Origin of the sequence: Virgibacillus doumboii (assembly GCF_902806455.1) — a bacterium.
GTDB classification, from domain to species: Bacteria; Bacillota; Bacilli; order Bacillales; family Amphibacillaceae; genus Lentibacillus; species Lentibacillus doumboii.
In genome coordinates, this window is sequence record NZ_CADCWQ010000001.1 from 2,641,875 (window position 1) to 2,654,679 (window position 12,805).

The window sequence follows — 12,805 nt, forward strand, 5'->3', positions numbered from 1 at the left end:
AATGCTCGTCGTGTTGCAAGTTCTTTCAGTGAAGATGCACTCCTTGTAACTCGCAGCTTACTCGGTGGATGTATTGCTCGTGGCTGAGGTTTTACCACTAAACTACACCCGCACGATCATTAAATTTTGCGCACCTCTTTTTTAAGGAACATTATTAATTATACCAAGTCTATGAAATCGAATCAACAGTTTTCTACAATTTTTTATTTGCGAATGATGGTATTGATTTCGTCTCCAGACGCTAGGTTTTCGCGCAAAGATGACGTTTGACACAATGGTGTAAAGATAGGACGTCCCGATTTTAGCCTTTGATCAGTTTTCGTATAAATATATATAGTAAACTACCTTCTACTAATATAATCGAACATCAAAATGAAAAAGTGGCATAAAAAATAGTTTCGCTGAAAATGCCACTTTTCCTAAGTCACATACGAATATAATTTAAAAAGGGATTTAAAATTACAGTAGTACTGCAAAAGTGTGTTGCCATCCATGCGGACTGTTACCGCCATTTTAGATAACACAGTTTTCAACACCACAGTGTTCGCACGCAAGCAAATCCCTGAAATAATTCATATCTTTAAGTAAATAATACTTCGCGCTATTGTCAATGAGTCCTTTTTCTTTCCATTTATTCACGATACGGCTGACAGTTTCTCGCGATATCGCTATTTCCTTGCTGATATCCTGAATCATAATTGGCTCGGTAATTTTTACGCCTGCCGGGGTTACCACACCATACATGTTGGAGTAGCGGACAAAAACGGATGCAACCGCTCCTTCTGATCCAAATGCAAGGTAATCACGCATTTTGGCCTTACTTGCTTCCAATGATTCTGCAACCCACCGTGTAAAATGAAGCGATAAACCGCCATTTTGCGATAAAACAGCATCCAATTCAGACTGTTCAATGGAATAGATTACACTATCCCTTAAAGCTTGTGCTGAATTGGAATAATTGTTTCCGCTAAAGACGCCGATTTCACCAAAACCATCATTGTCACCACGTGTGAAAATGGTTAAATCTTTATTTTTACCAAGGTTTTTAAAAATCCGTATTTCTCCGGTATGTATTACATATAGATGATTAGCCGGATAACCTTCTTCAAAAACAAATGAACCTTTTTTGAAATCCATTTGCGTTGACCTTGCCATAAGCAGTTCACATTCTTGTTCATTAAATCGTTGTAATAATGGTTCCATTTTAACAACGCCCCCTTTGGGTATCTATAACCATTATACAGGAAAATAAAACTTGTATTCTGTGATAATTGTCACTAAAAAATGAACATTTACATAAAGAATTAGAAGGTATAAAATAAGCATAAGTTTAAGGAGGCGATTAGTGTGTCGGTCTATCCAATATTACTGTCACAAAGCAAGTTTATGCACCGTGACAGCCTGACGTATCCATATGAAGAACGAGGTTTACAGTTTGGTGACGGTGTGTATGAAGTTATTCGTATTTATAATGGCAACTACTATCTGATTGACGAGCATGTGAACCGGTTATTCCGGTCCGCCGATGCTGTCAAAATTGAATTGCCATTTGCAAAACAAGAGCTTACTAGCTTACTTCTTGATTTACTTGATAAAAATACGATGACAACTGATGGGAAGTTATATTTGCAGGTTACACGCGGTTCGGCACCAAGGGATCACGTTTTCCCTGAGAATGTGGGGCCAAATGTCTATGCCTACATTCAGGATTTTCCTCGTAACCTGGAAAACTTAACTGACGGGGTTTCTACCATTACACAACGCGATACACGCTGGGAAAATTGCTATATTAAAAGTTTAAACCTGCTTCCAAACGTACTGGCAAAACAAGCTGCCAAAGAAAACGGCTGCTATGAAGCAATCCTTCATCAGGATGGTCTTGTGACTGAATGCAGTTCATCCAATATATACCTGGTAAAAGACGGAACGATCTATACGCACCCGGCGACGAAAAGCATTTTACATGGATGTGTTCGAATGCGTGTTGAAAAATTCGCCGGGGACCTGAACATTCCATTCGTGGAAGAACCATTTTCAACAGATGATATAAAAGATGCTGATGAATTATTTTTATCCAGCAGCACTTCAGAAATCATGCCGGTTGTCAAAGTGGATGGATCTATAATAAACAACGGAAACCCTGGTAAAATCACCAGACAGCTGCAGGAAGCATATGAATCAGATGCTAAAATTGTAAATAATAGCGTGAGCGCCCGGTAACTGATGCTTGACGGGCGCTCTAAAATGGAACCTGGTAATCGAAATAGTTTAATAGAATCAAGTTTAAATGAAGAGGAGGTCAATATTATGAATGATTCCAAACGTCCACTAACTGCAGATGATTTAACCGAGATAGAGATTTACAGTGATCCGCAATTTACGCCGGAAGGAAATGGATATTCCTTTGTATCTACCACGGTAAATGAGAAAAAAGAATATCAGTCACAGTTATTTTTCCATACGTTAAATGAGGATGCACCAACGCAATGGACATTTGACGAGGCAAAAAACAGCAACCCGCGTTACTCACCGGATGGAAAAAAACTTGTATTCCAATCTTCAAGAAGCGGTGTGCCGCAATTATGGCTCTTACATACTGATGGCGGTGAAGCAAAACAAATCACTACATTCAAAAATGGCGCTATGAATCCAACCTGGTCAAAAGATGGAAAGTATATTATTTTCAGTGCGTCACTTGAAAACGGTGATGATGTAAATGATCAAAGCGAGCAGTCAAAAGAAGAACGGCAAGAAGAAAAAGAGGAAAAAAGCAAACAGCCTCTTGTCATTAACCGCTTAAAATATAAGTCAGATGCACAGGGTTTTCTTGATGAAAAGCGGTCACAAATTGTGTTGTTTGATGTTGCGAACGAATCCTTCAGCCAATTAACAACTACAGACGCAAACCATAATTTTGAAGATATTTCACCGGAAGGAAATACACTATTATTTTCAGCTAATCTCAGTGATGATTCAGACTACGAGTTAACCAACGACCTCTACCTTATGGACCTTTCAACACGAAAAACTACAAAATTAACAGAAGGAAAAGGTGTCATTGGCGATGCCAGCTTTTCACCGGACGGAACGAAAATTGCCTGCCTAGGCCACGAATACGCTTATCAGGGAGCAACATTGGATCAGTTATACATAGTTGATGTTAAATCCGGTGAGCGTGAATGCTTAAGTGGGGACTGGGATTTTCAATTGGGTGATTCCATGATTGGTGATACCAGACTGGGACTGTCAACCACAGGTCCCGTGTGGGATAAAGATGGAGACAAACTATATTTACTAGGTACCGAATATGGTGCAACTGGCTTATATCAAGTCAATTTAAATGGTAACCTTGCTATTTTGTATAAAGAAGACAACCATGTTTTTGGCTTTTCGTATAATGACGGTAAATTTATTCTTGGAATCAGCACACCGACAAACCCATGCAATTTCTATCAATTGGAAGATGGGAAGCTGACACAATTAACTGATGCCAATAGCGAATTTTTAAGTAAAGTTTCTTTAAGCGAACCAGAAACATTGATATACAAAGCTGAAGATGGCTGGGAAATTCAAGGCTGGCTGCTAAGACCATACGGATTTGAAAAAGGAGAGAAATACCCATTCGTCCTGGAGGTGCACGGTGGTCCGCACGCAATGTACGGGCAAACATTTTTCCATGAATTACAATTGCTTGCTGCAAAAGGATACGTAGTACTGTATACGAACCCACGCGGAAGTCATGGCTACGGGCAAGCGTTCGTTGATGCGTGCCGGGAAGACTATGGCGGCAAAGATTATACTGATTTAATGAGCGCAGTGGACTATGTACTTGAAAACTATGATTTTATTAATGAGAAGCGGCTGGGTGTAACCGGTGGCAGCTATGGCGGGTTTATGACCAACTGGATTGTTGGTCATACAAACCGGTTTAAGGCGGCCGTAACCCAGCGCTGTATAAGTAACTGGCTAAGTTTCTACGGCGTCAGTGATATCGGATATTTCTTCACCAAATGGGAACTTGGGAAAGATCTGTTGGAGGATCCGCAGAAACTATGGGATTTATCCCCGTTGAAATATGCTGAAAACGTCGAAACGCCACTGCTTATCGTGCATGGCGAGCAGGACTTACGCTGCCCTATCGAACAGGGTGAGCAAATGTATGTTGCGCTGAAGCATTTACGTAAAGAAGTTGAATTTGTTCGTTTCCCCGGTGCTAACCATGAACTGAGCCGGAGCGGAAAACCGGAAATGCGTATTGCCAGACTGGAGCACATTACAGGCTGGTTTGAAAAATACTTGTAATAGTTGAGGCTGACATCCTTTGATAAGGACGTCAGCCTTTTTATTAATTAATAAATTTATTCAAAAATGCATTCAATTTATTTTTATACTTTTCTTTCGCTGTAACAAAGGTTTCTCCATGACCGGCATTATCCACGGTCATCATTTCTGCTTCACTTTTCGTATTTTCATATAGTTTCTTTGCCATTTTTGTTGGCACAAATGTATCTGCATTGCCATGGATATATAAAATCGGTACTTCGGCTTTTTTTACTTGTTTAAGGGCAGATGCCTCTGACAGTGAATAGCCGGCTTTCATTTTCGTAACCATACTCGTAGTCGGCAATATCGGGAATGAAGGCAAATTATACATCCTCCCCATTTGGTAGGAGAACAAATCTTTTACACTCGTATATGGACTGTCAGCTACGATAGCTTTTACATTATCAGGCAGTTCCTCGCCGCTTGCCATCAGTACAGTTGCAGCTCCCATCGATACACCATGCATAACGATTTCAGTGTCCTCACCATATTTTTCAATAATCAGATTAACCCAATCCACATAGTCCTTCCGATCATGCCAGCCGAAACCAGTGTAGTCGCCCTCACTTGCTCCATGACCGCGGGCATCCGCCATAAATATGTTGTAGCCAAGCTGTTCATAATAATACTGGCCGTATAAACCCATTTGCATGGCATTGCCGAGGTAGCCGTGCGCCAGAACAACTACTTTATTCGACGGTTGTTCCGACTCAAGAAAATATCCCTTGAGCTCAAGACCATCGTACGAATTCATCGTCCATTCATCAAAATCCTGTTTATCCACCCATGATCGCCAGTCACCATTCAGAAGAACCTCCATCGATTCAGCGGAAACTTCCAGGTCCTCATTTCCCTGTAAAAAATCTTTTTCACCGCGGTCAATCGCCAGATTATAAAAGAAAAAACCGGCGATAATATCTATAATAAATAGAACACTTATGATTCCAATTCCAATTTTCAACCATTTTTTCTTCTTCACACCAGTACTCCTTTCTGCACAATACTCTCAATCTATTATACTAAAAAATTTGGATTATTTCGCCCATATATGGATGGTACATCTTTACAGATTGAAATCGTTATCGGCAATAAAATCTCAGAATGATATATACTTACACAGATGAAGGATTATTTCTTGGTAAATTTCTTTCGTTCGCTACCAAACACTGATGAGTGACCTTTCAACGCAGTTTCTGCTTCATTCGGGCACTCATAAACCCGATGAGTGACCTTTCAACGGAGTTTCTGCTTCGTTCGGGCACTCATAAACCCGATGAGTGACCTTTCAACGGAATTCCAGCTTCGTTCGGGCACTCATAAACCCGATGAGTGACCTTTCAACGGAATTCCAGCTTCGTTCGGGCACTCATAAACCCGATGAGCGACTTTTAAACGCAGTTTCTGCTTCATTCGGGCACTCATAAAACTGTAAAGACAATTAAGTTCATATAATCTGTAAAAAAACAAAAAAGCCCCGTACCACTGTGCACTAGTACGGGTTTAGGCTGGCTTCGTATAGATTATTGTTTTTAACACAAAAGATATAGACTGCGAACTAACTCTGATTAAATACCTAGTGAGACTCTCTTGCCCCGCAGCTGGAATATACTCGCTTTCCGCGGGCAGCTGGTGAGCCTCCGAAGCGCTAACGCACTTCTGAGTCTCACCTAGGCTTTTCTTCCCGCAGGAGTCTCGCATATTCCAGCTGCTGGTTTTAATGGATTAAAAATCTTGATAACTATCACGTAATAAACTTACCAAGATATTTTTATCGCAAATTTTAGCGGAGGAAATACACGGAGACTCCTGTGGGAGGACAGGCCTAGGTGAGACATCTGAGTGCGCTAGCACGAAGAGGGCTCAGCAGCCGCCCACGGAAAGCGAAGTGTATTTCCGGAGCGGCATTAATGTACACATTTTTTTTCAAAGTAGTTCGCATTTCATGTCTAGTACGAAGCTAAAAAGCACCAAAATTTACGAAAAGAGCATTTTATAAAAAGTCATCTAATCCCAAGATCTGATTTTATTTCTTTAATTTGCTCAGTATGACGCATTTCATGATAGCCGACAAAAGGGATCCACTGCTTCAGGCTCATATCACTGAATAACGGATGAGGATATCCTCTCTCGGACAGTAGCCTTGCATCAGAAGTACTTTCCAATTTTACCAATCTTTTATGTGTCGCCTTGAGTTTTTCCTTCAACTCTCCAAGTGTTGCATAAGACTCACTTGGTCTGGCGAATTCTGGTGCCTCAACTTTTTTAGCCCGGTTCAATGTCAGTTCAATTGGCTTTTCCTCAGCATTAGCCACCTGACCATTATCCAACTGACCCTGGATGGTTTTTGTGATTGCGCCTTCCATCAGATACAAATGCTCCAGCACCTGCTTTATGGACCATTTATCTTCCGACGGCTTTCTGTTTAAATCTTCATCCGATATTTCATTTACCTCTTCCAGCAATTCTTTTCGTGCCTGTTCGTTAATATCCAAAATACCACTCTCCTATACTGCTATTCTATCAGTAATAGTATTTACAGCGAAACCAGGTCACACATGCCGCTTTTCCATCAAATGGATTCCAACTCCAGTCATCATCACCCCCATTAACAGTAATATACTAATTGGATATAATAAGTCCCCGATAGGATAACCATATACCGCGATTCCATTTAAAACTTCCATTCCATACGTAATCGGTACAAATTTCGCTAACAGTAACATAAATTCTGACTCAACAATTTCAATCGGCCAGTAAGCTCCTCCAATCATAGCCATACTAACCGCCACAATCGGAATAACTGCATTGAATTGCTGTACGGTTTTAACGAGCCCCGTAATCAAAATGGACAACGCTACAATTGCGAATACATATGGAATAATCATCAATAGTGATTCAGCAAACCTTCCATGAAAATCGACTCCCACCAAGTAGCGAAACACCAGAAACACAATTGCCACCTGCAAATAACCCGTTATAAACGTATAGACGAAGTTCGCTACATACATTTCCCATTTCCGAACCGGTGACAATATGACTCTATCCCAGATGCCATCCGTTTTTTCCGTCAAAATATAAAACACATTGTAGGCAATCGTATAAATGACAAAAAACAAAGTAAATCCGAACAACGAGTGAAACGTGCTGTCTAGTATTACCCCGTTTGATCCACGAAAACTGGTTGACTCAAGTGAAAATACCGGAACATTTAAGGAAGCTTCCAAATCATCTTGAATTTTTTCTTTCTCACTGGCTGAAGTTGCATTTGCCTCATTAAAAATCTGATTACGCTGTACCTTCTTGATGTACGCTTCTTTTACTGTTTGCTGGACCATCTTAGTGTGCTGCGAGGATACACCGACAATTACTTTAAAATCATTTTCCAGGAGCTTTACACCAACATCTGCTTTTCCATTCGCTATCTGATTCATCATTTCCTCTTCTGAAAACCAATTGAAAGTGTAACCGTCTGCCTCATCCAACATTTCACCTATACTGGAATCACGTACAGTTTCATCTGCTGCATAAACAGGAACATTAACTGTTGTATACCCTTCTGATCCTCCCAAAGCAAAGGCAAATACAACTGACATGATAACCATTGCCAGAAACGTCCAAGGATTCCGTATAAACATCTTGATTTTTGCCAGAAAAATACCAATCATGTTGTTTGCCCCCTTTTTGGAAAACTGAATGCTGCGATAATAATGAGTGTGACAGCAAAAATACTAAGGAAGATGACATGTTCCCAAACAGCTGAAATGCCATTCCCCCGCAGAACATCAAGATATGCCGACATTCCTGCACCGTTCGGGGTGAAGTTTCCTAACAGCTGGATTGTTTCGGACAGCTCCCCGATTGGAAAGAAACTCCCTCCTAAAAAGGCTATAATTGATATAAGAAATGCTGAAAAGAAATTCGTAATTAATTCCGAATTGATTCGATAACTGATTGCGGTCAGCAACACTGCAATACCGCCTACTGCAATTGCCAGGCCAAAAGTAACTACCAGGAAGGCAAGTATGTTTGGCCATGTTACACCAAATAGAATCCAGGATATGCTAAACACAATTAACAAATGAAGGAAACTAAAGACAGTGCCGGCTATAAACACGCCAATAAAATACACCCATCTCGAAACATCAGCCAGGATAATCCGGTCAAACACATGGATTTTTTTCTCAAGAAATGCATACGAGCCAATGGCTGATGCAAGGAACAGTACATTCATCACTGCCATGCCAATCGCATAATAATTCTTGGCAGATACCGGCTCTCGCTGATTAATCGTTTCTATTTCGCCTGAAATTGCCTCCGTATCAACTTGGATTGCTTCCATCGAAAGACCTTTTTGACCAACAAAACTGTTTAATGACAATTGCTCCTGAAATTGCTGTAAAACATCAAGTATTATTGGTGCTCCCAATTGTTTACCTTCGTTTTGATAGACTTTTAGCGAGGGTTCAGCATTTTCTATCCCAAAAAAATTCTGGAGTGTATGGTATGTGAAATTTTCCGGAACCTCAATAACCGCTGTATAGGAATCATCATCTAGAACTTTTTCAAGTTTTGAAGGCTTTATATTTTCCACCTGTACTATTTCCTTTAAACCTTCACTTCCAAAAACGGAATCCTTTAACATTTTAATAGGTGTCAACTGCTTTGCTGCCTCGCGGGCTGCTATTACTCTTTCCTTTGGCAGTCCGCTGTTTTCAAGATCATTCACAAAACGATTAACCTGCCCTTCTTCATCACCATGCTCCACGATAGCAACCTTCACATTAAGAGTCGCCTCTTCCCCGTTCATCACACTTCCAAGCGCCGCTCCTAAAATTGCGATTAAAATAATCGGAAGACCTACCAGTAATAAAAGCTGTGTGGGATTCCGGAGCAATGTCAGACCTATTTTTTTAACAATTTGCCAAATCATTTCATCACCTCTAATCCCTTAATGCTCTGCCGGTAAGATGCAGGAACACATCTTCAAGCGTAGGCTCTTGAACGTCTACTGAACTCAGCTCTATCCCGGCCTCCTCAGCATATTTAAGAATTATCCCAAAGGCGTTTATTTCCTTTGGCACAATGAGTGTTGCAGACTTTTCTTCTTGCGTAACACGATTTATCGTCGGATCATTCTGGAGTGATTCGATAAACGTTTCATTCAACCGCTCCGATTTAAGTTCAATTGTCTTTTCTGCTGAGAGAATTCGTTTAATCTCCTCTTTTGTTCCTGAGGCAATCAGTTTTCCCTGGTCCATGATATAGATCCGGTCACATAGAAACTCAACCTCTTCCATATAGTGACTTGTGTATAATACCGTCATGTTCTTTTCTTCGTTGAGACGTTTTACCGTTTCCAGAATATAGTTTCTGGACTGCGGATCAATCCCAACTGTCGGCTCATCCATGATAATCAATTCCGGATTGTGCATTAGCGCAACCCCTATATTAAGACGCCGCTTCATTCCACCTGAAAATTTCTTAACCACGTCCTTACGCCGCTCTTTTAAGCCAATCTGTTCCAGCACTTCGTCAATTTTTCGATTCAATTCGTTGCCGGATAAACGGTAAACCCTTCCGAAAAATTGCATGTTCTCTTCAGCTGTCAGGTCATTGTATAACGCAATTTCCTGGGGGACCATCCCGATAACTTTCCGGATGGGGCCTGGGCTTTTAATAATACTCGAATTATTAAACCGCACATCACCTTCAGTTGGTTCTGTTAATGATGACAGCATGGAAATTGCCGTCGATTTCCCGGCGCCATTTGGACCAAGCAATCCCACTATTTCTCCCTTTTCAATGAACATATTCAGATTTTTCACCGCATAAAATTGTTTAAATTTCTTTGATAAATCCACTAACTCAAGCATCGTATCCGCCTCCTGTACGTTTATTGTACGATTTGTTTGTGCTGTGGCATACTATCTCAAGTCACGAAAACGCTGCAGTAACGAATGACCTGAGTCATTTTTTCTGGTGTCAGGGGCATATATCCTGCTATTAACGCACATTAAAACTTCCCCATGCGGGTTTGGAAAAGATAGCACTATGCAAACCAACAAAAAATAAACCATTTTGAATTAGATTGATCAAAATGGTTTATTCCCTGTGAAATTCTTTATTTAAAATGATTACACTGTAATCCTCAGATTCACTTAAAAACATTAACTAAGAAAATTATTTTTACCTCTTCTCCCAATTCCACAGTTCTACTTCACCCAGTTGTTCCCCTTGAACAAAGCCAGCATTTTTCAACTTTAACAACTCTTTTACGGGACCTGTTACAACAGCTCCATATACAGTAAATCCTTCCTCTTTTAAGTACTGATATCTTTCCTCTAAATGCCCAAGACCTAAGAAATCTTCATAATAACTTTTGGACTTATTTAAGAGTTCTTTCATATTTTTTAACATTAACTGTTTGCTTTCCTTTACCGAACTTTCATTTAACCATCTTATCCGAAAAGACTGATTATAATTTTCATCATGGTCAATGCCACCGGTTAAACCAATTCTATCGTTCACCCTAATCGTATTACTACCTCCACCCCAACTGTTTGGTTCAAATTCTTCAAACTCCCCGGTGTACAATGGCATCCACAAAACGTGAATATCGTAATCTTGTAAAGACTCAATTAACTCTTCTGATTCCATAAAACTTGTCGTGGAGAAAGCCAGTTCCCCAACTGTTCCCTCAGGAAGCTTCTCTAATGTATCCCATACATTTGGCGAAGTGTTAGCCTCGAGTTTTTTATCTGTACGCGGGTCCATGGGAAGTGAAAAAGAAAAGTTACTTAATCGTTGTAGGCCGGGATGTGAGTAAGTAATATGTGAAAGACCACTGAATAGTCGTTTTATTACGTGTGCCTCGCCAATAACAATGTCCTCACTCCCTACCTTTTTTAGTAAATCATAGGACAATTTTTTTGTTCCGAATGCAGTCATTTCTTCTTCCTTGATTTCGAAATCACCCCGAACATTGGGAACAGTCCAATCAAGCGCAAGACTTGAATAATACATATTTTCTTTTCCGACATTAAGGTTATCCGCAACAATATTCGTAACTATCATGTATGCAGCATAAATGAATACCACTATTAACAGTATTCGGATAATCCGAAATGCTAAGGTGAATTTTGATTTTTTTAATATTCGCTTTTCTAAATCCTTATTCCATTCTGTCATACTCCCACCCTTTCTTTTTAGCAAGGCTAGATAACCTTTTTCTTGCTCGATGGAGTGTCACTTTCACTTGTTCTTCTGTTAGTTGTAATGCCTCCATTATTTCTTTATAGCTGAATTCCTCAAATTCACGCAGATAAATGACCGACCTGTATTGTTCTGGTAAAAACTCCAATAAATCTTCAAGTTGTTGAAGGGTTTCATGCATTAAAAGAGAATCTTCAGGAATCCCATACGGACTAATCATATCTTGCTTCGATGAAAATATGGATAAGAGAGGGAATGTCTTCCTTCGTTTTTGCTTTCGCCATTCATCTAAATAGGCATTACGAGCTACTTTAAAAAGCCAGCCACGAGCCTCTTCTCCTTCATATGTATTAAGATGAATGGTTGCACGAACGAACGTTTCCTGGGTCAAATCCTCCGCAAGTTGCGCCGAACCACTTAACCGCATTAGGTAAAAATAAAGAGTCTTTGCATACTGTTTGTACAGATTTTCTAATTTTAGTTGATTTCGCATTTTACCCCCCTCTTTACCTTCACATATTTACACGTTTTACTGATAAAAATGTTACAGTATTTTTTGCATTTTTTAAAAAAGATATCTTTCTGGCATTAAATATTGAAAGGAATTAGCCTTTACACTCTGAGACGTGGGGTTTCCTTTTTAAAATCAAGCATCACACTTTTATTGGGAAAAGAAAAGAATCGTCAAATGACGATCCTTTTTCTAGTACAAATAGATCATGAAAAAATTGCGCCAAACAATTCTGGAATAAATAAGAATTGTAAAAGAGCTACAATCATGAGTATTCTTTTCTAGAATCTCCCTCGAAGATATAAGGATTCAAATTTTCCAAAGGAACGAACGAGTAACATTCCCGATAAAACTGCAAGTAACATATGTGTTTGAGGAATTAAGAACATTTTTATGAAAAAGGGCAAATCTAATCCGTACCATTTAAGCCAATTAACCTTTGGTATCAATGATAAAACAAGCATTCACACGTGACTATAATAAGCCAATTAACCTTTATTCCCTGTTGGAATAGCAAGAGCAAACGTCTACATTCTATGAGTATGCCGAACAGAATACTGTAAATAGTTGCAGCAGTCAAAAGCGAAATTGGTGTTTTCACTTGTTCCTGAGCCTTTTGCCATTCATTATAAGTCGTGACCATCAGATAAAGCAGTACAAACATAGCGACAATTACCAATCCATAATAGATTACCTTTTTATACATAATACCTTCTCCAAAAATTCAACTAACTGTCCCAATTCGGGAATAGTAGTTAT

General features: G+C 39.7%; 11 protein-coding genes. 2 read left to right on the forward strand and 9 right to left on the reverse strand.

Features of this window, described 5'->3' with window-relative positions; translation table 11 throughout:
- Window positions 1-513 precede the first annotated feature (513 nt).
- On the reverse strand, window positions 514-1,203 hold the full coding sequence (locus tag G6R02_RS12960) for a Crp/Fnr family transcriptional regulator (RefSeq protein ID WP_164669657.1): 690 nt from the start codon (window positions 1,201-1,203) through the stop codon (window positions 514-516).
- Window positions 1,204-1,347: 144 nt separating this feature from the next.
- Between G6R02_RS12960 and dat the strand changes: the two genes are divergently transcribed.
- The gene (dat, locus tag G6R02_RS12965) at window positions 1,348-2,220 is read left to right on the forward strand and encodes a D-amino-acid transaminase (protein ID WP_164669658.1); all 873 of its coding nucleotides are present in this window, start codon (window positions 1,348-1,350) and stop codon (window positions 2,218-2,220) included.
- A gap of 87 nt (window positions 2,221-2,307) precedes the next feature.
- A complete protein-coding gene (locus G6R02_RS12970; protein WP_164669659.1) occupies window positions 2,308-4,302 on the forward strand; it encodes a S9 family peptidase in 1,995 nt (664 codons plus the stop codon).
- 43 nt (window positions 4,303-4,345) lie between these two features.
- Here G6R02_RS12970 and G6R02_RS12975 read toward each other — a convergent pair whose 3' ends face one another.
- The 8 genes from G6R02_RS12975 to G6R02_RS13010 all read right to left on the reverse strand — a co-directional run bounded on the left by G6R02_RS12975 (window position 4,346) and on the right by G6R02_RS13010 (window position 12,752).
- Window positions 4,346-5,302, reverse strand: coding sequence for an alpha/beta hydrolase (locus G6R02_RS12975; protein WP_164669660.1), 957 nt, complete (start codon window positions 5,300-5,302; stop codon window positions 4,346-4,348).
- Window positions 5,303-6,323: 1,021 nt separating this feature from the next.
- On the reverse strand, window positions 6,324-6,815 hold the full coding sequence (locus tag G6R02_RS12980) for a DinB family protein (RefSeq protein ID WP_164669661.1): 492 nt from the start codon (window positions 6,813-6,815) through the stop codon (window positions 6,324-6,326).
- Window positions 6,816-6,872: 57 nt separating this feature from the next.
- On the reverse strand, window positions 6,873-7,988 hold the full coding sequence (locus tag G6R02_RS12985; protein WP_164669662.1) for an ABC transporter permease: 1,116 nt from the start codon (window positions 7,986-7,988) through the stop codon (window positions 6,873-6,875).
- Window positions 7,985-9,253 carry an ABC transporter permease gene (locus G6R02_RS12990; protein WP_164669663.1) on the reverse strand — a complete coding sequence of 423 codons (1,269 nt, stop codon included), beginning with the start codon at window positions 9,251-9,253 and terminating at the stop codon, window positions 7,985-7,987. Before G6R02_RS12990 ends, G6R02_RS12985 begins: the two co-directional genes overlap by 4 nt.
- Window positions 9,254-9,263: 10 nt before the next feature.
- The gene (locus tag G6R02_RS12995; RefSeq protein WP_164669664.1) at window positions 9,264-10,196 is read right to left on the reverse strand and encodes an ABC transporter ATP-binding protein; all 933 of its coding nucleotides are present in this window, start codon (window positions 10,194-10,196) and stop codon (window positions 9,264-9,266) included.
- A gap of 313 nt (window positions 10,197-10,509) precedes the next feature.
- Window positions 10,510-11,511, reverse strand: a complete 1,002-nt coding sequence (locus G6R02_RS13000; RefSeq protein ID WP_164669665.1) for an anti-sigma factor — start codon at window positions 11,509-11,511, stop codon at window positions 10,510-10,512.
- The gene (locus G6R02_RS13005) at window positions 11,495-12,028 is read right to left on the reverse strand and encodes a sigma-70 family RNA polymerase sigma factor (protein ID WP_164669666.1); all 534 of its coding nucleotides are present in this window, start codon (window positions 12,026-12,028) and stop codon (window positions 11,495-11,497) included. Before G6R02_RS13005 ends, G6R02_RS13000 begins: the two co-directional genes overlap by 17 nt.
- 463 nt (window positions 12,029-12,491) lie before the next feature.
- Entirely contained in the window at window positions 12,492-12,752 is a 261-nt protein-coding gene (locus tag G6R02_RS13010; protein ID WP_164669667.1) for a hypothetical protein, read from the reverse strand.
- Window positions 12,753-12,805: the final 53 nt, after the last annotated feature.

What these genes read in the sequence shown, in the direction of transcription:
- G6R02_RS12960 (WP_164669657.1), bottom strand. Translation starts at nt 1,203, where the DNA reads ATGGAACCATTATTACAACGATTTAATGAACAAGAATGTGAACTGCTT.
- G6R02_RS12970 (WP_164669659.1), top strand. Translation starts at nt 2,308, where the DNA reads ATGAATGATTCCAAACGTCCACTAACTGCAGATGATTTAACCGAGATA.
- G6R02_RS12985 (WP_164669662.1), bottom strand. Translation starts at nt 7,988, where the DNA reads ATGATTGGTATTTTTCTGGCAAAAATCAAGATGTTTATACGGAATCCT.
- G6R02_RS12990 (WP_164669663.1), bottom strand. Translation starts at nt 9,253, where the DNA reads ATGATTTGGCAAATTGTTAAAAAAATAGGTCTGACATTGCTCCGGAAT.
- G6R02_RS12995 (WP_164669664.1), bottom strand. Translation starts at nt 10,196, where the DNA reads ATGCTTGAGTTAGTGGATTTATCAAAGAAATTTAAACAATTTTATGCG.
- G6R02_RS13000 (WP_164669665.1), bottom strand. Translation starts at nt 11,511, where the DNA reads ATGACAGAATGGAATAAGGATTTAGAAAAGCGAATATTAAAAAAATCA.
- G6R02_RS13005 (WP_164669666.1), bottom strand. Translation starts at nt 12,028, where the DNA reads ATGCGAAATCAACTAAAATTAGAAAATCTGTACAAACAGTATGCAAAG.
- G6R02_RS13010 (WP_164669667.1), bottom strand. Translation starts at nt 12,752, where the DNA reads ATGTATAAAAAGGTAATCTATTATGGATTGGTAATTGTCGCTATGTTT.